The organism is Xanthomonas euvesicatoria pv. euvesicatoria (assembly GCF_020880415.1).
In the GTDB taxonomy this organism is placed as follows: domain Bacteria; phylum Pseudomonadota; class Gammaproteobacteria; order Xanthomonadales; family Xanthomonadaceae; genus Xanthomonas; species Xanthomonas euvesicatoria.
Window position 1 is genome coordinate 21,243 of record NZ_JAJIUJ010000113.1, and the last position, 21,082, is coordinate 42,324.

The 21,082-nt window shown below is 65.6% G+C and carries 19 protein-coding genes; 9 read left to right on the top strand and 10 right to left on the bottom strand.

What is annotated here, in order from left to right; all coding sequences use genetic code 11:
* The first annotated feature begins 31 nt into the window (after positions 1-31).
* Entirely contained in the window at positions 32-922 is an 891-nt protein-coding gene (locus LN450_RS19785; protein WP_008577914.1) for a LysR family transcriptional regulator, read from the top strand.
* A 156-nt stretch (positions 923-1,078) separates the two neighbouring features.
* On the opposite strand, the gene LN450_RS19790 is transcribed toward LN450_RS19785, so the two are convergent.
* From LN450_RS19790 to LN450_RS19810, 5 genes are all read right to left on the bottom strand, one after another.
* Entirely contained in the window at positions 1,079-2,299 is a 1,221-nt protein-coding gene (locus LN450_RS19790; RefSeq protein ID WP_011347402.1) for an NAD(P)/FAD-dependent oxidoreductase, read from the bottom strand.
* A 22-nt stretch (positions 2,300-2,321) separates the two neighbouring features.
* Positions 2,322-2,630: a 2Fe-2S iron-sulfur cluster-binding protein gene (locus tag LN450_RS19795; RefSeq protein WP_008577916.1), complete on the bottom strand. Its 309-nt coding sequence runs from the start codon at positions 2,628-2,630 to the stop codon at positions 2,322-2,324.
* A gap of 9 nt (positions 2,631-2,639) precedes the next feature.
* Positions 2,640-3,821, bottom strand: coding sequence for a cytochrome P450 (locus LN450_RS19800; protein WP_011347403.1), 1,182 nt, complete (start codon positions 3,819-3,821; stop codon positions 2,640-2,642).
* A 132-nt stretch (positions 3,822-3,953) separates the two neighbouring features.
* Positions 3,954-4,853, bottom strand: a complete 900-nt coding sequence (locus LN450_RS19805; RefSeq protein ID WP_011347404.1) for a helix-turn-helix domain-containing protein — start codon at positions 4,851-4,853, stop codon at positions 3,954-3,956.
* A 182-nt stretch (positions 4,854-5,035) separates the two neighbouring features.
* Positions 5,036-6,166, bottom strand: a complete 1,131-nt coding sequence (locus LN450_RS19810; RefSeq protein WP_011347405.1) for a YeiH family protein — start codon at positions 6,164-6,166, stop codon at positions 5,036-5,038.
* 115 nt (positions 6,167-6,281) lie between these two features.
* Between LN450_RS19810 and LN450_RS19815 the strand changes: the two genes are divergently transcribed.
* Positions 6,282-7,205 carry a LysR family transcriptional regulator gene (locus LN450_RS19815; protein ID WP_039418513.1) on the top strand — a complete coding sequence of 308 codons (924 nt, stop codon included), beginning with the start codon at positions 6,282-6,284 and terminating at the stop codon, positions 7,203-7,205.
* Positions 7,206-7,414: 209 nt separating this feature from the next.
* On the opposite strand, the gene LN450_RS19820 is transcribed toward LN450_RS19815, so the two are convergent.
* The 4 genes from LN450_RS19820 to LN450_RS19835 form a co-directional block, all read right to left on the bottom strand.
* A complete protein-coding gene (locus tag LN450_RS19820; protein ID WP_008577922.1) occupies positions 7,415-8,035 on the bottom strand; it encodes a DUF8082 domain-containing protein in 621 nt (206 codons plus the stop codon).
* A gap of 44 nt (positions 8,036-8,079) precedes the next feature.
* Positions 8,080-9,207, bottom strand: coding sequence for a Cache 3/Cache 2 fusion domain-containing protein (locus LN450_RS19825; protein ID WP_011347407.1), 1,128 nt, complete (start codon positions 9,205-9,207; stop codon positions 8,080-8,082).
* A 254-nt stretch (positions 9,208-9,461) separates the two neighbouring features.
* On the bottom strand, positions 9,462-10,103 hold the full coding sequence (locus LN450_RS19830; RefSeq protein WP_011347408.1) for a response regulator: 642 nt from the start codon (positions 10,101-10,103) through the stop codon (positions 9,462-9,464).
* Positions 10,096-13,188: a sensor histidine kinase gene (locus tag LN450_RS19835; RefSeq protein ID WP_041855120.1), complete on the bottom strand. Its 3,093-nt coding sequence runs from the start codon at positions 13,186-13,188 to the stop codon at positions 10,096-10,098. Before LN450_RS19835 ends, LN450_RS19830 begins: the two co-directional genes overlap by 8 nt.
* 517 nt (positions 13,189-13,705) lie before the next feature.
* On the opposite strand from LN450_RS19835, the gene LN450_RS19840 reads away from it, so the two are divergent.
* The 7 genes from LN450_RS19840 to LN450_RS19870 all read left to right on the top strand — a co-directional run bounded on the left by LN450_RS19840 (position 13,706) and on the right by LN450_RS19870 (position 19,286).
* Positions 13,706-14,128, top strand: coding sequence for a helix-turn-helix domain-containing protein (locus LN450_RS19840; RefSeq protein ID WP_029819527.1), 423 nt, complete (start codon positions 13,706-13,708; stop codon positions 14,126-14,128).
* On the top strand, positions 14,125-14,781 hold the full coding sequence (locus LN450_RS19845; protein ID WP_011347411.1) for a hydrolase: 657 nt from the start codon (positions 14,125-14,127) through the stop codon (positions 14,779-14,781). Before LN450_RS19840 ends, LN450_RS19845 begins: the two co-directional genes overlap by 4 nt.
* Positions 14,778-15,212, top strand: coding sequence for a DoxX family protein (locus LN450_RS19850; protein WP_011347412.1), 435 nt, complete (start codon positions 14,778-14,780; stop codon positions 15,210-15,212). Before LN450_RS19845 ends, LN450_RS19850 begins: the two co-directional genes overlap by 4 nt.
* A 113-nt stretch (positions 15,213-15,325) precedes the next feature.
* The gene (locus LN450_RS19855) at positions 15,326-17,173 is read left to right on the top strand and encodes an amidohydrolase (protein WP_211261790.1); all 1,848 of its coding nucleotides are present in this window, start codon (positions 15,326-15,328) and stop codon (positions 17,171-17,173) included.
* Positions 17,174-17,267: 94 nt separating this feature from the next.
* Positions 17,268-18,896 carry an MFS transporter gene (locus LN450_RS19860; RefSeq protein WP_011347414.1) on the top strand — a complete coding sequence of 543 codons (1,629 nt, stop codon included), beginning with the start codon at positions 17,268-17,270 and terminating at the stop codon, positions 18,894-18,896.
* Between the two features lie 4 nt (positions 18,897-18,900).
* A complete protein-coding gene (locus tag LN450_RS19865; protein ID WP_011347415.1) occupies positions 18,901-19,131 on the top strand; it encodes a DUF1427 family protein in 231 nt (76 codons plus the stop codon).
* Positions 19,128-19,286: a XapX domain-containing protein gene (locus LN450_RS19870; protein ID WP_008577142.1), complete on the top strand. Its 159-nt coding sequence runs from the start codon at positions 19,128-19,130 to the stop codon at positions 19,284-19,286. The genes LN450_RS19865 and LN450_RS19870 overlap by 4 nt, the downstream gene beginning before the upstream one ends.
* 304 nt (positions 19,287-19,590) lie before the next feature.
* Here the strand turns inward: LN450_RS19870 and LN450_RS19875 are convergent, their stop codons facing one another.
* Entirely contained in the window at positions 19,591-20,415 is an 825-nt protein-coding gene (locus LN450_RS19875; protein WP_011347416.1) for an alpha/beta fold hydrolase, read from the bottom strand.
* Between the last annotated feature and the right edge of the window lie 667 nt (positions 20,416-21,082).

A 21,082-nucleotide genomic window follows, 5' to 3' on the forward strand; every position in this document is an offset into this window, starting at 1 on the left:
CTTGCAGATTCGTTCGTTATTATCGAATGATATGGCCGCCTTGAACTACAACCATCTGCGCTACTTCTGGGCGGTCGCGCACGACGGCAACCTCACCCGTACTGCCGAGCGTCTCAACCTCACCCAGTCGGCGCTTTCGGTGCAAATCCGCAAGCTGGAGGAGCGCCTGGGCCATGCGCTGTTCGAACGCCGCGGGCGACAACTGCATCTGACCGAGGCCGGACAGATCGTGCTCGACCATGCCGATGCGATTTTTGCCACCGGCGATGAACTGCTCGGCACGCTGCGGCAGACAGGTGCGGCGCGGCAGGCGCTGCGGGTCGGCTCGCTTGCCACGCTGTCGCGCAACTTCCAGATGGAATTCCTGCGGCCGCTGCTGGGCCGCACCGACATCGACCTCATTTTGCGTTCGGGCAGCGCGGGTGAACTGCTGCGCGCACTGGAGGCGCTCAATCTCGACGTGGTGCTGCTGAATCGGGCACCTGCCGGCGACGCGCTGTCCCCCTTCGTCACTCACCGGCTCGCGGAGTACCCGGTCAGCCTGGTGGGGACGCCGGATCGCCTGGGCCATGCGGCCAGCTTCGCCGACCGCCTTCGCAGCCACCCCATCATCCTGCCGACGGTGGATAGCAGCGTGCGCATCGGCTTCGACGCATTGGCCGACCGGCTGGGCGTGCGGCCGCAGATCGTGGCGGAAGTGGAGGACATGGCGATGATGCGACTGCTTGCCCGCGAGGACATCGGCCTGGCGGTTCTTCCGCCGATCGTGGTCAAGGACGAGATCGCCGCTGGCGCGTTGATGGAAGGCGATCAATTGCCGGACATCGTGGAGACCTTCCATGCGGTGACCATGTCGCGACGTTTCCCGAATCCTCTGCTCCGGCTTCTGCTGCAGCCCTCGACCAGGCCAGACAGCCCGTAATACTGCTCGGTTGCCATCTGCGGGCAGGCATGCAGACCCATGCATTGACAGGGGGCGCCAAGCCGCTGCAGTGCGGTCTTGAACGCAAGGCGCGCGTGCAGCCGCACCGCCGAAGCGCAGGCGCGCGGGCTCGAGCCGGATCGACCAGCCGCATTGCTAGGCGGGGATGAGGCTGGTCAACGCGAAGTTGGGGTCGGCGGCTTGCTGCGGCGTCGGCGAGCGTCCCAGTTCGAGCAGCTTGCGGGCCGCCAGATGATCCTGTGGCCGATTGATCGAGTCCACGGCGCAGAGTTCGCCATCGACGTAGTAGAAGAGGGAGAACGTGCTGGTCGCCAGGTCGCCGCGCACCACCGCCTGCGTGTGGCCTGCGGCAAAGCCGGCCATTTGCAGCCTGACCTCGTACTGCTCCGACCAGAACCAGGGCAACGCAGGGTAGGGGCGGTGCTCGCCCAGCAGTGAGGCGGCAGCGGATTTGGCTTGTTCGATTGCATTCTGGACCGACTCCAGCCGCAGCAAACCGCTGCCTGCCCGCTGCCGCACCGTGCAGTCGCCGGCACCGACGATGCCGGGGCTGCTACTGCGTGCGCACGCGTCCACGATCAATGCCCCGCGATCGCAAGCCAGTCCGGCCTGTTGGGCCAGTTCGCCGTTGGGGATGACGCCGATCCCGACGACGACCAGGTCTGCCGGGAACACGCGCCCGTCCGCGGTGTGGACGGCAGTCACCACGCCGCGATTGCCGCTCAATGCGCTGACGTTGCTGCCCAGTTCGATGGTCGCGCCGTTGTCTCGATGCAGGCGAAGGAAGAAGTCCGCCAGTTGCGGGCTGACGACGCGCGCCATCAGCCGATCGGCCGCCTCCAGCACAACGACCTGCTTGCCGAGCCGCCTGGCGATGGAGGCGAATTCCAGCCCGATGAAGCCGCCACCGATCACCACCACCCGCGAGGTGTGCGGCAGGATCGCGGCAAGCGCGCGAGTGTCGGCCATGCCGCGCAACATGCAGACATGGCCGAGCCCGGCGCCTGGGACCTCCAGCCGGCGGGCGCGTGCGCCGGTGGCAAGACACAGCCCCGTGTAGCCCAGGGTGCTGCCGTCGTCCAGGTGCAGCGTGCGGGTGGCGTGTTCGATGCGCATCACCCGCGCGCTGGCATGCCACTGGATGCCCTTGCGGTTCAAGGCCCCGGGTGCGCGAATGTACAGCTGGGTGTCGCTCACCTCGCCAAGCAGGAACCCCTTGGAGAGCGATGGACGGTGATAGGGCGCGCAGGGCTCGTCCCCCAATAAGACGATGGAGCCCGTATAGCCGCCGCTGCGCAGGGATTCGGCGGTCTGCAGGCCCGCCTGACCCGCACCGACGATGACCATGCCGCTCATCGCGCACCTGCCGTACGCAGGCTCATGTCTGCCGATCCGGAAAGCGTACGGTCATGTCCGATGTCGGTACGAGCTGGCACGCCAGCCGGCTGTTGCTGCGCCGTTCGGCCGCCACGCTGTCGAGCATGCCGGCCTCCATGTCCAGCAGTGGCAGGTCCTGGCCGCCGGCCTCCACGTAGCAATGGCAGGTGGCGCACGCACAGGAGCCGCCGCACTGCGCTTCGATGCCATCGATGCCGTGATGCATGGCCCCTTGCATCAGGGTCCATCCCGGCGCGAGGTCGACCGCCACGGTCTCGCCGCTCGGTTCGATGTAGGTGATGGTGGGCATGGTCGCTTCCTAGTGCGCGCGCATGGGCAGATGCGACAGCCCACGGGTGATGCTGTTGGGAATGCGTTGCACCGGCCCGGTCAGCGTGAAGTGGTCGATGTAGCGGGCCAACGCTGCGAATGTGGCCATCCCTTCCAGCTTGGCGAGCGCCTGGCCTGCGCAATTGTGCGTCGCCAGCCCAAATCCCAGGTGATCGACGGGGTTGCGCTCGATATCGAAGCGGTCCGGTTCCGGATAATGGCGTTCGTCGCGATTGGCCGAGGCATAGCTCACGATCACCCGCGCGCCTGCGGGAAGCACGACACCTTCGCCCAGATCGACCTGGCGGGTGGTCACGCGCGAGAGGTGCTGCAGCGGGCTGTCGATGCGGACGATCTCCTGGAAGGCGGCAGGTGCTTTGCCCGGATCCTGGCGCAACCTTTCCCACTGCTCGGGATGTTGCGCGAACTGCCATAGCCCATTGCTGATGGCATTGATCGTGGTGTCGAAGGCGGCGATCACATAGCCCTCCATCAGGCCGATGGCCGCTTCGCGCGGGATCTCGCCGCGCTTGCCGGCGGCGGCGACCGTGGAACCGAAGCCACCGGGCGTAAGCCGATCGCGGTCGTAGGTGTCGGCGACGAATGCCCGCATCGCTTCAAGGCGTGGCAGGGCCGCTCGCATGCGTAAGGAGTCCGGGCCACAGGCATCGAAGCAGCCGGCGGCCAGCGCCGCCAGTTCGCCGCGCGCTTCTTCCGGCCATCCGATCAGATCGAAAATGACATTGACCGGCAGGTCGTGGGCGACGTCGCGTACGCCATCGAACTGCTCGCGCTGCTGCAGGCTTCTTGCCAGTTCGTCGGCGCGTTGATGGATGGTGTCTTGGACGTGCTGCAGATGGCGTGGACCGAGACGTTCGGTGAACAGCTTGCGGGTGCCACCGTGCATGGGCGGATCGACGCAGATCAGCGCGTGTTCCCACTGCTTGTTGATGACCGGATTGAGCCCGGCGCCCTGCGCGGACGAAAATGTCTGCCAATCCATCAGCGCCTTGCGCACCTGCTCGTAGCGGCCCAGGTAGTAGAGGTCATAGGTGCGCAGGTAGGCGGCAGGCCCGAGATTGCGCAGTTCGGCATAGAGCGGGTAGGGGTCGTGCAACGCGTCGTCGGTAAACAGATCGATATCGCTGCTGATGCGACTCAAGGCATTCATGCGGTGCCGCCTCCGGCTGGTGGTTCGTACCCGACATGGGCACGCGCAGCTTAGAGAGCGCGACGGCGGCAGCGCTTGGCGAGCGACGAAGCAAACTTGACCAGGAGCGAAATCGGCATCCGGCGCTGCACGCTAACCGGCGTTTGCGCCGTTGCGGTAGGCACGTGCGCTGCTGCGGAAGCAGCGGCAGAAATGCGAGACGTCGCTGAAGCCCGCCTCCAGCGCGATCTCGCCGATGGGCGCGGCGACCGGATCGCGCAGGCGCTCGGCCACCCACTGCAGGCGCTGTTCGAGCACATACGCACCGAGGGAGGTGTGCGCGGCAGCGAACAGCAGTTGCACATAGCGGGGCGTGATGCCGAAATGCCGGGCGATGCTCTGCGCACCAAGCCCCGGATCGGCGAGATGCTGATGCACATGCTGGCGCAGGCGCGCCTGCCAGGCGAGCGCGGTGCTCCTTCCCGAATGCGTGCCCGCAGCCGCAGGCCAGGTCAGCGCCAACAGGGCACAGGCGGTGGTCAGCAGCGTCGAGACGTGCTGCCCGGCGCCGAGGTGATCGAGATGCGCGATGAAATTGCCGAGCAACTGGAACTGTTCGCCGCGATAAGCGGTGGCGCTCTGCGCAGCCAACTGATCGGCCAGATCGGTGCCGGGCAGGTAGAGCACGCGTGTGCGGTGATCGCGGCTGCATTCGATGCGATACGGATCGCGCGCGCGCAACACGACCAGTTCGCCGGCTTGCAAACGCGCCTGCCGGCCATGCTGATAGACGTCGCAGCTGCCATGCTCGTTGCGCATCAGGTAGACGCCATCGTAGTTGCTGCTGCGCCTGGAATCGATCGCCACGGGAGTCGACTCGACGGTGGTCAGGTGCATCGAACCGAAGCCTCGCCTCTGCATGCGCGCGCAGAAGCGTTGCGATGCCGGCTCGATCTCCATGTTGTCGAAGGCCGTTCTTACCAGGTCTTTCCAATAGCGCAGGCGCGCGCCGGCTTGGATCGCCGTGGTGTCGAAAAGCTCGGTGGTTGGCATGGCGACGTCCTCCGGAACGGAAGCAACGGCTGGCTGACCCGGGGCGGGTCGCAAGATGATGCACGCGATTGCGCCCCTGTCGTTTTGCGGCGCATCAATCTGCAGGTTGGCGAGCGCCTGGCTGATTCCGCGGGGGTGAGATCCACATGCCGTGATGGGATGCACCCATCACGAATTCCACGTCAATGGAACATTGCGGTGATGCCCACATTGAGGGCAAAGCCGCCGCAAACCAGCCATGCAAACAGAATGGCTGCAAGCGCCAGCGGCCTGATGCCGGCCTTGCGGATGGCCGAGACGTGCGTCGTCAATCCCAGGCCGGCCATGGCCATCGCCAGCAGGACGGTATCGATGTCGATCGCCTGGTGCACCAGCGTCGGTGGCAGCAACGCCAGCGAGTTGAGTCCCGCAACCGCGATGAACCCAAGCGCGAACCAGGGCATCACGATGCTGCCGGGCTGCGTGCGCGCGTTCTGGTCGGTACCGCCATCGCAATTTGAGGGATCTGCGTGCTTTCCCCTGGTTCGAGAAAGATAGGCCGACAGGGCGATAAGAAACGGCGCCAGCAGCATCACCCGCACCATCTTGGCGATTACAGCGGTATTTGCGGCCTGCTCGCCAATGGCGCGCCCCGCAGCGACCACCTGTGCCACTTCATGGATGGTGGAACCGGCAAAGACGCCGTATGCCGCCGGCGACAGGGCGAACCCGCGGGAGTGCGCGACCAGGTGATACAGCACCGGGTACAGGAACATCGCCAGCGTGCCGAACACCACCACCGTGGCCACCGCGACCATTACCTGATCGGCGCGGCCGCGGACGACGGGTTCGGCGGCCATCACGGCGGCTGCACCGCAGATCGAGCTACCCGCACCGATCAGCATCGCCGTGGTGCGGTCCAGGCCGAACACGCGCGTGCCAACGAAACAGGCGAGGCCGAAGGTACTGCACAGCACCGCCGCGTCGATGGCAACGCCAGTCCAGCCGACGTTGCCGATGTCCTGGAAGGTCAGGCGCAGGCCGTACAGGACGATGCCCAGCCGCAGCAGGGTGGCCTTGGAAAAACGCACGCCCGGGTCGGCGTTCGCAGCCAGGCGCGGATAGAACGTGTTGCCGGCCAGCATGCCGAGCAGGATGGCCAGGGTCAGCGCGCTGACGCCGTTGGCCTGCAGCCCGCCGATCTTGCCCAGCTGCATCGACGCGCCAGCCAGCAGGCCCGTCAATGCAAGACCGGGCACCAACTGGCGCAGGCGCCGGGTGGCCCCAGCGGCATGGCCTTGCAAAAGGTTGAGTGGGGCAGGAGTGCTGTACATGGTGGTTTCATCGCAACGTGCGGCAGGCAGGAGCGCACTGTGGACTGCCCGGAACTATCCAACAAACGGATAATTTCGTTATAACCTAGCGATAAAACAGGTAAACGATAGCTCCATGCGCCTGACCCTGCGGCAACTCCTGATCTTCACGGCCGTGGCCGATACCGGCAGCACTACCGCGGCCGCAGAGCGTGTGGCGCTGTCGCAGTCGGCTACCAGCGGTGCGCTCAACGAACTGGAGAGCCTGCTCGGCGTGCAGCTGTTCGACCGCATCGGCAAGCGTTTAATGCTCAACGACAATGGCCGTGCATTGCTGCCGCAGGCCAGGGCGTTGCTCGATGGCGTGCAGCAGATCGAAGGCCAGTTCGGCCTTGGGAGTGCCGCTGCCGCGGCTGCGCCGTTGCTCACGCGTCTTCGCGTGGGGGCAAGCACCACCATCGGCAACTATGTGTTGCCGTCGCTGATTGCCAGCTATCGAAGCGCGTGGCCGGGCGCGGCGGTGGACGTGGTCATCGGCAACACACGCGAGGTGGCCGCCGCGGTGAGCCGGTTGGAGGTGGATATCGGCTTGATCGAAGGCCCGTGCCATGAGGCAGACCTCCAGGTCGTGCCTTGGCGACAGGACGAGTTGGTGATCGTGGCGGCACCGAGGCATGCAGTGGCGCAGGCCGCCATGCAGGCTCGGGTTCCGTTGAAGGCCTTGCGACAGGCGCACTGGCTGCTTCGCGAGCCCGGCTCCGGCACGCGCGAGGCGGTAGAACAGGTCTTGCTGCCGCACCTGCATCATCTGCACAGCGATCTGCAGCCGGGCAGCACCGAGGCGATCAAGCAGGCGGCGGCGGAAGGACTGGGGCTGGCCTGCCTATCGCTGTGCGCGGTGCAGGACCTGGTGACGCTGGGCCGGCTGGTGATTCTGCAGACCACCTTGCCGCGGCTGACCCGTCGCTTCTACCGGATCCAGCACCGGCAAAAACGTCTGTCGGGCAATCTGCAGCGCTTCGTGGCGCATTGCGATCTGCATGAGCTGCACGTTTGCTGATAGCCGACAGGCCGAGCCTGGGTCGGATGCCATGATCTATCGTCACGCTGGCCACTGCGCACGCCTCGCAGACCAGCAACGCATAGCCGATGTTCGGCCTTCCTCGACGTGGCTTGATGTTGCAACGCATGGCCGGCGCCCTTGCCGCGCCCACAAAAAAAAGCCGCGCAGTGCGCGGCCTTGATGCAGGAGCCGAACTGAGATGCTCCTCAGCGAACCTTGGCCAATGCCACGCGGGCGTCGGCCATGAACTTCTGTGCTTCCTGGGGTGTCGCCAGGTTGGCGGCGAGCTGGCTGAGCACCTGCTCGATGTCGCTGGAGGCGTCCCAGGCTTCATCGCACAGCATGCCGGCGATCGGGCCGAGGTAGTTCAATGCGACCGATTCCAGTGCGCTGCGAACGCGCTCGTCGGGCCCGGCGTTGTCGCCACTGGCGACCGGCGCCGCACTCGCGCTTGCGACAGCTGCGGCAGGAGCCGGTGTCGGGGCAACCGGCGCACGCACCGGCGACGGTGCGCCGCCGAGATCCTGTTCAAAACCGCCCATCAACCACTGCCGCGAGTCGTCGCTCAACAGCGAGGGTTTGCCCAGGCCCGCCCCGGGGTCGGCCTGGAAGCGCGCCTTGGCTGCGTTGACCATGGTGAGGCGTTGCACCGCCTCGTCATTGCGCAGCATGCGGAACACCACTTCTTCGATCTGCCCGCTGTTGATGCGGACGATGCAGGAGTGGTTTTCCTCGGTGACGATGAACAGAAAGCCGGACGCCTTCTTCAATGCCAGCGCTTTGAGCTCGCGCAGGATCTCGATCAGCGGACGGAATTCAGTGGACATGGCGTCTTCCTTGCAGCATCAGGTACGGAATGGGTGACAGCGACTCAGCGTTTGCTGAGGCGCTCCATGGCCAACCGGACGCTGTTGGACAAGCGGGAGATGGCGCGCGCCAGCGTACCGATTTCATCTTTGAGGTTGACCTCTGCGATGGTGTGGTTCCACTTGCCGAGGCTCAATTCTTCGGCCACGGTGGTGAGGTTTTGGATGGGGCGCAACACCCGGCTCCAGATCAGTGCCCACTGCACGCCGACCAGCAGCGCACAGATCAGCAGGCCGATGCCGGCGATCCACAGCGACTGCCGAATGATCACGCCATTGATGTCGCTTTCAGGATAGGCCGACACCAGAGTAAATCCCCAATCGGGTACTTCCTGCTTGGTCACAACCCAATCGTCGGGCATCTCCTTGACGATGCGCTCGATGGTGGCCGCATCGGTGGTCGCGCCTGTGGAAGAGTGGAAGCGCAGCTTGTTCTTGCTGTCGAACACGGCGATGAAGCCAGACTCGAGCACGCGACGGCTGCTGACCACGTTTTCCAATGCCTGCGTATCGGCCTCGTACCCGACGTACCAGGCGCCGATGACCTTGCGATCGTTGCCGCCAAAGATCGGCTCGTAGCCGGTGATATAAGGTGAGCCGAGGATGTCGACCACACCGTAGAAGTTCTCGCCATTGCGAAGTTTGGCGGCCGCCTGGCCGCTTGGGTCGAGCACGGTGCCGATCGCGCGGCTGCCGTCGTTCTTCTTGACGTTGGTGGAAATGCGCACAAAGTCTTCGCCGGTGTGCGAAAACAACGTCGCGGTGCCATCGTGGATTGCCGTCACTTCGTCCAGCAGGGTGAAATTGTTGGCCTGCGGCTTCTGGCCCAGCAGCAGATCGTTGGCACTACGGTCGGCTACGCGAACTTCGCCACCCAGGCTGGGGCTGCCTTGTGTACCGGCTTCCTTGCGCAGCTGGCGCATCGAAGAATTGACGCGATCGAGGATCATCGTGCGCGTGACAGCGAACAACGTTTGTAGCGAAAGCGATTGCCGGCCGATTGCGGCTTCTGCCTCGGATCGGACCCGGTTGGCTTCCGTGATGGACAGGACGACTGTCAGTGTGACCACCACAACCAGCACCAAGGCCAGCACCGGCAACAGCAGGCGCACCCGCAAAGAGTGACGAAGCATCGCAATTCCCCTGAACGCGTTTAAATGAGTGAGTCGAGTGCCGCCGCAGCGCAGTGCGGCGGCTGGACGTAGCCGTTATCGGCTGCCGAACCAGATGCTGAAGCGGCCCCCATGCCGCTTGGCGGTGCATACGATAGCGTAAGCCGATCGGTTTGAGCGCGCGGAGCTATCGCGCGTGTCGCCTCGCGTTCAAGAATGGTCGACCGCGTAGCAAAAGCCGCCGCTGGCTGCGCCCAGGATGGGCGAGCCGCCGCTCAGGTCTCCAGCGACAGGATCCCCCGCCGCAGCGCGACGGTGACCGCATGGGTGCGATCGCGCACGCCGAGCTTGCCCAGGATGTTCTTCATATGGGCCTTGACGGTTTCTTCGGAGATGCTCAAGGCACTGCCGATTTGCTTGTTGGAGCAGCCGGTGGCGACCAGGTTCAGCACTTCGGTCTCGCGCGCGGACAGGGCATCGTCGAGCACATGGGCGGCGATGTTTTCGGCAACCGAGGCCGGCACGTGCCGGCGCTGGCCCCGGCGCACGTCGCGGATGGTGTCGACCAGCTCGCGGCGCAGCGCGCTCTTGAGCAGGTAGCCACAGGCGCCTGCCTGCAGGGCGCGCACCGCGCGCACGTCGCCGGTATAGGTGGTCAGCACGATGACCTTGGCGGCGGAGTCGACCTGGCGGATGCGCTGGATGGCCTCGACCCCGTCCACGCGCGGCATCTGCAGATCCATCAACACCACGTCCGGGCGCAGGCGGATGTAGCAGGCCACTGCCTGCTCGCCGTCTTCCGCTTCGCCGACCACGCGCATGTCGTGTTCGGCGGCGAGCATGGCACTGAGCCCATCGCGCAGCAGCGGATGGTCGTCTACCACCAGCACCCCCGTTGGTCGGGCCATGTCAGCCATTGGAACTCTCCGTGGGTCGTGCGGTGTGGAATGGCCACCACCACCGCTTGGCGCGCAGGTAGGCGGCACGGGCGGCCAGGGTGATCTGGATTTCGGTGCCGCTGCCGGGACGCGACCACAGCTGCATCTTGGCGCCGATGCGCTGCGCGCGTTCCTGCATGCCGGTCAGGCCCCAATGCCCGGTGCGGGCGTGGCCGTGCAGCACGTCCGGGTCCAGGCCGCGGCCATCGTCGCGGATGCGCAGCGTGAAGTCACGAGAACCGTAGCGCAGTTCCAGCGCGATGCCGGTAGCGTTGGCGTGCCGGTCGGCATTGGCGAGCGCTTCGCGCCCGAGCTGGAACAGCTCGTCGGCCACCAGGGGACGCAGGCGCATGGGCCGGCCTTCGACGCAGACCTGCAGTGCCGCCGTTGGCGGCGGCATGCTGGCGTTGCGCGCCCGTTGCAGGGCGGCGGCCAGGTCTTCGTGCAGGGACTGGCTGTCGCGCAAGCCGTTGACGCGATCGCGGCCTTCGGCGAGCGCGTTTTCGGCCAGATCCACCGCCTGTTCCAGCTCCAGCCGGCGCGGATCGTTCCAGGGAAGCGAGCGGCTGGCAGCATGCAGCCGCAGGATCAGCCCCTGGGTGCCCTGCAGCAAGGTGTCGTGCAATTCGCGGGCGATGCGTTCGCGTTCGCGGTAGCGCTCTTCCAAACGCGCGCGCAGGCGCCCGGCCACCTGCCGGGTCCGCATGCGCCAGGCAACGCCCAGCGCCAGCAGCGACGCCAGCGCGCAGCAGGCCTTGAACTGCCAGGTCTGGATGAAGGCCGGTTCGATGACGAAGGCCAGGGTGTCGCCGCGTGCATTCCACAGGCCGTCGTTGTTGGCGGCCGCAATACGGAAGCGGTAACGCCCCGGTGCAAGGTTGGTATAGAAGGCCTCGTTGCGGTTGCCGGCGTCCTGCCAGCGTGCATCCACCCCCTCCAGCCGGTAGCGGAACCGCACGCGCTCCGGGCGGGTGAGGCTGATGGCGTCGTAGCCGATGCGCAGACGGTCGGTCCACTTGGGCAGGTGCAGGCCGTCCTGACGCGGGTAAGGCCGGTCGTTGGCAACCACCTCGGTGATGAAGACCTTCGGCGCGGTTGGGTTGCGATAGGTTTGCTCGGGGTCGAGCCAGGCCAGGCCCTGGTTGGTGGTGAACCAGAGCAGGCCATCGGCCGCCGCGATCGCGGTGGGCACCGGGGTGGCCTGCTGGGCGACGCCGGGCAGGCCATCCATGACGTCGTACAGGCGCAGCGTGGGGCTGACCAGGCCGTTGCGCAGGCTGCGCAGCAATGCCTGCCGGCCGATTTGCACGACGCCACGATTGCCGTTCAACCAGAAGGTGTCGTGACGGTCGCGCGCGATGCCGGTGATGCCCTGCAACACCGGATTGGCCTGATCGGCCACCTGCTGGAAGCGGCCATCGCTGCCGAGCATTGCCAGCCCGCTTTCGCCGGCCACCAGGGTGAGGGCTGCGCTGCGCCAAATGGCGGTGATCGGGCCGACCGACAAGCCGTTGTTGGCGGTGTAGTGCTGCACCTGCCCGCCACGCAGCACGCTGAGCTCGCCTGTGACGCTGCCTACCCACAGCGCGCCATCGGGCGCGGCCGCCAGGACCGAACAGGGTTGGTCCTGCAAGCTCGCAATCGGCTGCCAGCGATGGCCGTCCCAGCGCTGCGGGCCGCTGGCATCGGGACACGCCCAGGGCGAGTCCTGGGCATCGACGGCAAACGCGCGGATCGATCCGGTGCGCGCATCCTGCGGCAGGGGCAGGGAGTGCGTGCGGCCTGCGTGCAGGCGCAGCAGGCGGTTGTCGCCGAGCAACCAGCCGTTGGCGTTGGACGGCACCTGCAGCACGCCGACAGGCGCGCCGCGTTGCAGGGCCTGGATGCCGGTCCGCGTCAATGCCAGCTGGCGCTCGTCGCGCAGGACCGCCAGCAACACCGGTGCACTTGGCGTGGCGACGGTTGCAAAGACCGCCACCGCCGTGGTCTGGCCGGGCAGCAATGCCGCCAGCGGCAGCAGGGCCCGATGGCGGAAGCGGTTGAGCCCCAGATTGGTGCCGGCCCAGAGGTTGCCTTCGTGGTCTTCCAGCAGCGGGCCGGCAGTGGAGGAGGTCAGACCCTGCACCGGGCCATAGCGTTCGAGCACGGGCGCCGACGATGTGGGTTGGGCGACACGGAACACCCCGCCCGCGATGTAGTCGCTGCCCCACAGCGCGCCATCGCGCATGAAACGGATGCGATGCGCGAACAAGCCGGGAAACTGCAGCCGGTTGCGTGCCACGGCGGGTAACACCACGCCATGCGCATCGGTGAGCGCGAACACGCCGCGGTGCGGATCGGCGACCCAGATCGCGCCGTCCGGGTGCTCGGCCATGGTGGTGAAGTGCCCGACCTGCTGGCCACTGGATTCGAAGCGTCGTGCACCCGGTTGCAGCGACAGGATGCGGCTGCCATCGCTCACCCACAAGATGCCGCGGCGATCGCGCAGCAGCCATTGCGCGCTGGATTCCGGGTAGCCCCAGTCGGCACCGGCGCGATGCCAGCGTTGTCCGTCAAACCAGCACAGCCCGCCATCGATGGCGGCCCACAGACGGCCGCTGCCATCGCGCTCGATGCGGAAGACCATCCCATCCGGCACATCCTTGCCGGGGACGAAATGGGTGAGATGGCCGTCGGCCAGGCGATCGATGCCGGCATTGAAATAGCCGATCCACGCGCCGTCGTCGGTGGTCAGCGACAGTGCGGTCATGTTGTGCGATGCATAGGCTTCGCCCTCCGGCGCTGCCTGCCGGGTGAAGTGTTCGCCGTCGAACTTGAACAGCCCGAAGCCAGTCGCCAGCCACAGCGCGCCGCCATCGGCTTGCTGGATGTCCCAGATGTCGGCCGGCGCACCGCGCTCGATGCTCCAGGCCGTGTGGTGGAACTGCAGCAGCCCGTCGCGAGTCGCGGCGATGCCGGCTGCGCAGGCAGGACGACAGAGCAGGAGTAGCCACCACAGCGCCACCACCGCTGCCGCGCGCAAGCGCGACAAGCAAAGCGAATGGATGACGGACGCATGCGGCATCGCATCATTGTCGGGCGGGATCGGGGGAAGCACCACCACCTCTTTCGGGGGAGGGACGTGCGGGAAGAATTCGTTTAGCGACTGACTCAGGCCGCGCGCGTGATGCGCGAACCGTAGGGCGGCGCGCAACGCCTCGGCATGCTGCAGCCTCACTGCACCGCGTTGTGGTTGCGGTTGCTTGGCGGTCGCCGCGACGCGCTGTTGCATGTTGATCGCGATATTGAACAACCGCGCGCCGTCTGATCAGCGCGATGTGTGGCGATGCGTCTGCGCTCTCTGGATCGCACTGGCACTGCATCGGGGCATGACGCCGCGCTCGATCGAACGCGCATTGCATCCAGGCCGCTGCCCGTGGCGAAGACGTGCAAGCGCTCCCCCGAAAGAGGGAAAGATTCGCCTCACCATCAGGGGTAGGGCAACGAGGCTGTCCCCGGCACCATGCGGTCATTCCCCCCGGAGACGCCCCGTGGCACCTCTGACTGCCATCGCTTGCCCCGAGACGCGTGCTGCAGGACGCATGCAAACGCAGGCGCCGCGTGTGCGCGCTGTTGCGCGCGCAATGCAGTACATCGACACGCATCTGTACGAACCTGTCAGCGTGGCGCATCTCGCGCAAGCTGCCTGTCTGAGCCGCTTCCATTTCGCCCGCGTATTTCGCGATGCGGTCGGCGCCAGTCCAATGGAATACCTGCGTCATCGTCGGCTCGAACGTGCCCAGGCGATGTTGCGCGAAGGCCGCCACACCATCAGCCAGATCGCCACCGATCTGTGCTTCTTCGATCAAAGCCACTTCGTTCGCAGCTTTCGCAACGCCACCGGGTGCACGCCGGCGCGTTTCGCCGCGCAGACGGCGATGGAGACATGCGGGGCTGCACACATGCCCTCATCGCAGCGGCGCGGCGATGAATCGGTGTCACTTTCCATGGAGCAACCCGCATGACCACTGCAATTGCCGTGCCCGGCACATCCTTGCTATCGCCTGGCGATCACACCCTGATTCTGATCGACCATCAATCGCAGATGGCGTTCGCCACGCACACCATCGACATTTCGGCGCTGCGCAACAATGTGTCCTTGATTGCAAAGGGCGCCAAAGGCTTCAAGGTGCCGGTGATCCTGACCACCGTCGCAGAAAAATCGTTCTCCGGCCCGTTGTTCCCGGAGTTGCCGGACATCTTTCCGGATGAGCCGGTATTGGATCGCACCAGCATGAACGCCTGGGAAGACCAGGGCGTGATCGATCGCATCAACGCACTCGGCAAGCAGCGTCTGGTGATCGCCGGTCTGTGGACCAGCGTGTGCATCGTAGGCCCGACACTGTCGGCGATCGACCAAGGGTTCGAGGTGTACGTCATCACCGATGCTTGCGGCGACGTGAGCGACGAGGCGCACGAACGTGCCGTTATGCGCATGGTGCAGGCCGGCGCTGCGCCCATGACCAGTGTGCAGTACCTGCTGGAATTGCAGCGCGACTGGGCACGTAGCGACACCTATGCGCTGACCACCGGCATTGCACGCGCGCATGCTGGCGGCTACGGGATCGGCATCCAGTACGCCAAGAGCATGTTCGGTGCGCAGGAAGGCGGGCATTGAACCTATCGGCACCACGTGGCACCGCCGGACTTTCGTCAGCGTTGCTGATGCTGCGCATCGCCGGCGGCGGCTTCCTGCTGCCGCATGGGCTGGGCAAGTTGCTGGGCTGGTTCGGTGGACCGGGCCTGACCGGGTTCGCCGCCGAGTTGCAGCAGTTCGGCCTTCCATCCGCTGCACCGTTACCGCTGCTGCTGGCCCTGATGCAGACCCTCTCCGGGCTGGCGGTCTTGCTGGGAATGTGGACGCGTGCCAGCGCCGCATTGGCAGCGCTGTTCATCGCAACCACCGTGCTGGTTGCCATTCCCAACGGATGGTTCTGGATGCACGGCGGCATGGAGTATCCGCTGATGTGGATGGTCGTCTTGCTGTCACTGGCTGCAGTCGGTGGTGGCGACTGGTCGCTGGATCGTCTGCGTAGGCGCGCGGCATGAGCCCCACTGCGGGCAATCACGATGCCGGTCGACGCTTGTGGATGCAGGGCGCCGCAGCCGGTCTTGCGTTGGGTGCATTGCCGGCTGCCTCGTCTGCGTCAGGGAAGTCTCCCATGGTCGATCTCGTCGTTCGCAATGCGCGCATTACCACGCTCGATCCGCGCCAGCCCAGTGCCACTGCCATCGCCGTTGCCGATGGACGCATCGTGGCAGTCGGCGACGATGCGCAGATCATGGCCTTGGCGCAGGGCATGCGCACCATCGATGCGCAGGGGCGGCGGTTGCTGCCCGGCCTCAACGACAGCCACACCCATCTGATCCGTGGTGGTCTGAACTACAACCTGGAGCTGCGCTGGGATGGCGTGCGCTCGCTGGCCGACGCCATGGCCATGCTGAAGGTGCAGGTCGATCGCACGCCAGCGCCGCAGTGGGTGCGCGTGGTTGGCGGTTTCACTGCGCATCAGTTCGCTGAAAAGCGCCTGCCCACGCTCGAGGAGATCAACGCCATCGCGCCGGACACGCCGGTGTTTCTGTTGCATCTGTACGACCGTGCCTTGCTCAATCGTGCCGCGCTGCGAGCCTGCGGCTACGACAAGACCACGCCGGATCCGCCGGGCGGGCGCATCGAGCGCGACAAGTTGGGCAACCCCACGGGGTTGCTGCTGGCCAAGCCCAACGCGTTGATCCTTTACGCAAGTCTGGCCAAAGGCCCGCGTCTGCCGCTGGAATACCAGGCCAATTCCACTCGCCATTTCATGCGCGAGCTCAACCGGCTCGGGATCACCTCGGTGATCGACGCCGGTGGTGGTTTCCAGAATTATCCGGAGGATTACCAGGTCATCGAACAGCTGCACGCAGCCGGCCAACTGAGCGTGCGCATTGCCTATAACCTGTTCACCCAGAACAAGGGCAGGGAGGTCGAGGACTTCCGCGGCTGGACCGACTTACTGCCGGTGCGCAAGGGCGATGACCTGCTGCGTCACAACGGCGCCGGCGAGATGCTGGTGTTTTCCGCGGCAGACTTCGAACAATTCAGCGAGCCGCGCCCAGAGCTGCCGGCGGCGCTGGAGCCCGAGCTGGAGCAGGTGGTGCGGCTATTGGTGGAAAAGCGCTGGCCATTTCGTATCCATGCGACATACGACCAAAGCATCGCGCGCATTCTCGATGTCTATGAAAAGGTCAACGCCGACATCCCGTTCGACGGCCTGCATTGGTTCATCGACCATGCCGAAACGATTACCCCGCGCAATATCGACCGCATCCGCGCCTTGAACGGCGGCATCGCCGTGCAGCATCGTATGGCCTACCAGGGCGAGGCGTTCGTGCAGCGCTACGGTGTGCAGGCTGCAAAACAGACGCCGCCAGTGCGACGCATGCTCGCAGCGGGAATTCCGGTCGGCGCAGGCACCGATGCCACGCGCGTGGCCAGCTACAACCCGTGGGTGGCGCTGTCGTGGCTGGTCACCGGCCGCACGGTGGGCGGTCTGGCCCTGTATGGCGAGGAGAATCTGCTTGATCGCGAACAAGCGTTGCGCTTGTGGACGCAGGGCAGCGCCTGGTTTTCCGGCGACGAGACCCGCAAGGGCACCTTGGCGGTAGGGCAGTTGGCCGACTTCATCGTGTTGTCTGACGATTACTTCCGCATCGACGATGCGGCCATCGCCGACATCACCAGCGTGCTGACCGTGCTGGGCGGGCGTGTTGTGCATGGCGATGGCGACTTTGCTGCGCTCGCTCCCACGCTGCCGCCTGCCATGCCGGACTGGTCGCCGGTGAATCGGTTCGGCGGCTACCAGGTTGGAGGCGCGGTAAGCGGGCTGTCCGCTGCAACGCACACGCATGCACACGGCCACGCGTGTCGTGCCCACGGCGCGCACGCGCACGCCGGGCGACATGCGGTCCCAACCGTTGATCTACGTAGCTTCTGGGGCGCCTTGGGATGCGCGTGCTTCGCGTTCTGATGGCGGTATCGCCAGCACATCTGCGTGCCTGTGCGTTGCGCGCGGCACACCTGTGCGTTGTCTGTTTCGTCCCATTGCCTGGAGCCTTGCCGCGATGACTGTTTCTGCCGCACCTGCCGAAGGTGGTGCCTGGGCGCCGCTGCGTGAGCCGGTCTTCCGTGCCTTGTGGCTGGCGATCCTGGGCAGCAACGTCGGTACCTGGATCAATGATGTCGCCGCGTCCTGGGTGATGGCCGAACAGACCGGCTCGCCATTGATGGTGGCGGCGGTGCAGTCGGCCACCACCTTGCCGGTGGTGCTATTGGCACTGGTTGCCGGCACGCTGGCCGACATCGTCGACCGTCGTCGCTACCTGCTGTTGACCCAGGCCTGGATGCTGCTGGTGGGCGGTATGCTCGCGTTATTGGCGCATCTGCAGTTGCTGACGCCGTGGGTCTTGGTGGCGCTCACCTTTGCAATGGGCGTGGGCGCAGCAATGGCGATGCCGGCGCAGGCGGCGATCGTGTCGGAACTGGTGCCGCGCCCGATGCTGGCTTCGGCGGTGGCGCTCAATTCGATCGGCATGAACATCGCGCGATCGATCGGCCCGGCCGTGGGTGGGCTGATCGTGGCGCAATTCGGCCCGCCATGGGCCTTCCTGCTCAACGGGCTGACCTTTGGCGTGATGCTTTACGTGCTGTGGCGGTGGCGCCGCGATGTGCGTGCCTCGGCGCTGCCGCCGGAGAGCTTTGGCGCAGGCCTGCGCGCAGGGTTGCGCTACGCCGCGCGCGCCGGTCGCCTGCAGGCGGTGCTGATCAAGGCTGCCGGTTTTTTCGTGTTCGCCAGCGCGTTGACGGCGCTGCTGCCGCTGGTGGTCCGCCGCGACATGCAGCTGGGCGCTGGCAGTTACGGCATTTTGCTGGGCTGTATCGGCATGGGCGCAATCAGCGGCGCCTTGCTGTTGCCGCGCCTGCGTGCGCGCTACGACCGCGATCTGCTGGTGTTCGTTGCCACCCTGGTGTGCGCCGCATCGCTGCTGGGGTTGGCGTTGTCGCGGCTGCTTGGCGTGTTGTGCGTGGTGATGGTGGTGAACGGTCTGGCCTGGATCACGGTGCTGTCGTCGTTGCAGATCGCCGCACAGACCGCCGTCCCTGCGTGGGTGCGTGCGCGTGCATTGTCGCTGTACATCGTGGTGTTTTCCGCAGGCATGGCCAGCGGCTCGCTGTTATGGGGTGCTTTGGCGCAACGCACGTCGATTGCGACAGCACTGCAGCTCGCCGCTGCCGGTGCAGTGATCGCCGCGCTATTGGTCAAACGCGCGCGGATTGCAGGAACCGAACAGCTGGACCTCGCCCCCGGCGGACATTGGCCTGCACCTGCGCAAACCGATCGCGTCGAGCACGACCGCGGCCCGGTGCTGGTCACGGTGGAATACCGTATCGCTGCCGAGGCACGCGTCGCGTTCTTGCAGTTGATGACGCAACTGGGCAACGCGCGCCGCCGCGACGGCGCCGTGGTCTGGGGCATTGCCGAAGACGCTGCAACGCCGGGTGTGCAGTTGGAATACTTCATCGTCGCCTCATGGCTGGAGCATCTGCGGCAGCACGAACGCGTCACCGGCGACGACCGCCAATTGCAAGAACAGATCCGCGCCCTGCATCACGGCGAGCGCGCGCCGGTGGTGCGCCACTTCGTCGGTGGCGGCGGTGCTGCGCTGCCGCCGCACGCGCACTCGGATATCTGATGCCATGAATTGGAAGTTCATCAGCGGTGTCGCGCTGGGTGTGGCAATCGGCTTCGGCTGCCGTGTGGCCGGCATTCCATCGCCTGCACCAACGGCCTTCGTCGGCGCGCTGCTGGTGCTGGCAATGACGTGCGGCTATGCACTGGCCGACCGCTTTCTGGCCCGGCGTGCCGCGAGGAATTTAGAGCATTGCGGCGGACCCAGCGGCCGCGTTGGCCGGCAGGGCGATGCATGAGCCTGGCAGTGCTCGGGGTCCTGCTCGCATTGGCGATCGGCATCGGCTGCCGGTTGCTTGACTTGCCGTTGCCCGCTCCGCCACGTCTGACCGGTGCATTGCTCGTCGTGGCGATGAGCGTCGGGTTCCTGCTGGCCGACTGGTTGCTGCGCTGAAGCGCCACGGTGCCGGGAGCATGCGGCGTGTCCTGAGAGCGGCGAGCGCATGATGCCCTCAGTCAACCAAGATCTCGACTGAGCCTGAGAAGCGCAGCGAACAGCAACGACTCTCACCGTCAGGCAGACCTGGCCAGTGTGCGAATCGGGATCCATCACTGGCAAGGTGTAGGTCCGAGCGCAGCGTCGATACCGCCCGACAACAACCTGTCCGGGCGTGAGCGGTGCTTGCGCGATCACTAGCGCCAGATCAAAAAAGGCCGGCTCTGTCGAGCCGGCCTTTCGCCGATCCATCCAACTTCGATCAGGCTTTTGCGAACGCCAGCAGATCCTTGTTGAACTGGTCCGCATGGGTCACGGTCAGGCCGTGCGGCGCGCCGGCATAGATCTTCAATTCTGCATTCTTGATGATCTTGGCCGACATCTTGCCGGATGCATCGATCGGCACGATCTGATCGTCGTCGCCATGTACCACCAGCGCCGGCACATCGATCTTCTTCAGGTCGGGCGTGTAATCGACTTCGGAAAATTCCCTGATGCAGTCGTACTGACCCTTATGCCCACCCAGCATGCCCTGCAGCCAGAACGCATCGCGCATGCCCTGGGTGACCTTGTGGCCATCGCGGTTGGCGCCGAAGAACGGCGTGGTCAGGTCCTGATAAAACTGCGAACGATCCTTGGCCACACCGTCACGAATGCCGTCGAACACGCTCATCGGCAGGCCGCCCGGGTTGGTCGGGCTCTTGACCATCTGCGGCGGCACGGCGCCCACCAGCACCACCTTGGCCACGCGCTTGCTGCCATGGCGGCCAACGTAATGCGCCACTTCGCCGCCGCCGGTGGAATGGCCTACCAGGATCGCGTCCTTCAGATCCAGCGCCTCGATCACCGCGGCCAGATCGTCGGCATAGGTGTCCATATCGTTGCCGTCCCAGGTCTGCGACGAACGGCCGTGGCTGCGGCGGTCATGCGCAATCACGCGGAAGCCGTGCTGGCCCATGAACAACATCTGCGCATCCCAGGCATCGGCGCTGAGTGGCCAGCCGTGCGAAAACACGACCGGTTGGCCCTTGCCCCAGTCCTTGTAGAAAATGTTGGCGCCGTCGGGACGTTTGACGAAATTGGACATCTGCTTGACTCCGTGAGTGGACGAGGAGGTGGATGGCATGCGCGTGGCCGCGGCAGCGCTGGCGAGATGTGGCAGCGATAACGCTGCCACGGCTGCCGTGCCGGAAATGAGAAAGTGGCGGCGCCCGGCATCGGCCGGATACGCCTCGAACGGATCCATAAGAACTCCTGCAGGCGAGGGCATGCAGCCCGACGGTCGCATGCGCGCGTTGGCGCGTCATGCAAGGCATGCCTACGCAGCGCAAGGCCACTGCAGGCAAAAGACACACCGGTGCATGCGCCAAGTAGAGCGCGTGGGGCACGAGGCAGATTGCACATGCGTGCGCAGTGCGCGAACTGGCACAGAATGTGGTCGATTCGAGCGATGCGCAGCCCGTAATGGAAGAAGCGTAAACATGCGCACAGCGCTGGCGACGGGCTCAAGCGGTAGCGTGATGTTTCGCTCTTCGATCACCTCACCGAGCACCTGTCTGGTGCGATGTGGTCACCGTTGGCGGCATGGATCCCGCCATCGAGCCTACATGGCACATACTTGCGGCGAGCGGCGAGCGGCGAGGGCACCGCCGCCTCGAGTCAGTCGAGTCTGCTGCAGAGAGCTTGTCCAGCCATCATGGCAGGACACGCTGGGTAAGCTCTCAAGCATCACCAACAGCGATGGTGCGCGTTGA

Coding starts and splice junctions, on each gene's coding strand:
- LN450_RS19825 (WP_011347407.1), bottom strand. CDS start 9,207: ATGCTTCGTCACTCTTTGCGGGTGCGCCTGCTGTTGCCGGTGCTGGCC.
- LN450_RS19860 (WP_011347414.1), top strand. CDS start 17,268: ATGACTGTTTCTGCCGCACCTGCCGAAGGTGGTGCCTGGGCGCCGCTG.
- LN450_RS19845 (WP_011347411.1), top strand. CDS start 14,125: ATGACCACTGCAATTGCCGTGCCCGGCACATCCTTGCTATCGCCTGGC.
- LN450_RS19785 (WP_008577914.1), top strand. CDS start 32: ATGGCCGCCTTGAACTACAACCATCTGCGCTACTTCTGGGCGGTCGCG.
- LN450_RS19820 (WP_008577922.1), bottom strand. CDS start 8,035: ATGTCCACTGAATTCCGTCCGCTGATCGAGATCCTGCGCGAGCTCAAA.
- LN450_RS19830 (WP_011347408.1), bottom strand. CDS start 10,103: ATGGCTGACATGGCCCGACCAACGGGGGTGCTGGTGGTAGACGACCAT.
- LN450_RS19865 (WP_011347415.1), top strand. CDS start 18,901: ATGAATTGGAAGTTCATCAGCGGTGTCGCGCTGGGTGTGGCAATCGGC.
- LN450_RS19835 (WP_041855120.1), bottom strand. CDS start 13,188: ATGCCGCATGCGTCCGTCATCCATTCGCTTTGCTTGTCGCGCTTGCGC.
- LN450_RS19795 (WP_008577916.1), bottom strand. CDS start 2,630: ATGCCCACCATCACCTACATCGAACCGAGCGGCGAGACCGTGGCGGTC.
- LN450_RS19875 (WP_011347416.1), bottom strand. CDS start 20,415: ATGTCCAATTTCGTCAAACGTCCCGACGGCGCCAACATTTTCTACAAG.
- LN450_RS19870 (WP_008577142.1), top strand. CDS start 19,128: ATGAGCCTGGCAGTGCTCGGGGTCCTGCTCGCATTGGCGATCGGCATC.
- LN450_RS19790 (WP_011347402.1), bottom strand. CDS start 2,299: ATGAGCGGCATGGTCATCGTCGGTGCGGGTCAGGCGGGCCTGCAGACC.
- LN450_RS19805 (WP_011347404.1), bottom strand. CDS start 4,853: ATGCCAACCACCGAGCTTTTCGACACCACGGCGATCCAAGCCGGCGCG.
- LN450_RS19810 (WP_011347405.1), bottom strand. CDS start 6,166: ATGTACAGCACTCCTGCCCCACTCAACCTTTTGCAAGGCCATGCCGCT.
- LN450_RS19815 (WP_039418513.1), top strand. CDS start 6,282: ATGCGCCTGACCCTGCGGCAACTCCTGATCTTCACGGCCGTGGCCGAT.
- LN450_RS19800 (WP_011347403.1), bottom strand. CDS start 3,821: ATGAATGCCTTGAGTCGCATCAGCAGCGATATCGATCTGTTTACCGAC.
- LN450_RS19855 (WP_211261790.1), top strand. CDS start 15,326: ATGGTCGATCTCGTCGTTCGCAATGCGCGCATTACCACGCTCGATCCG.
- LN450_RS19840 (WP_029819527.1), top strand. CDS start 13,706: ATGCAAACGCAGGCGCCGCGTGTGCGCGCTGTTGCGCGCGCAATGCAG.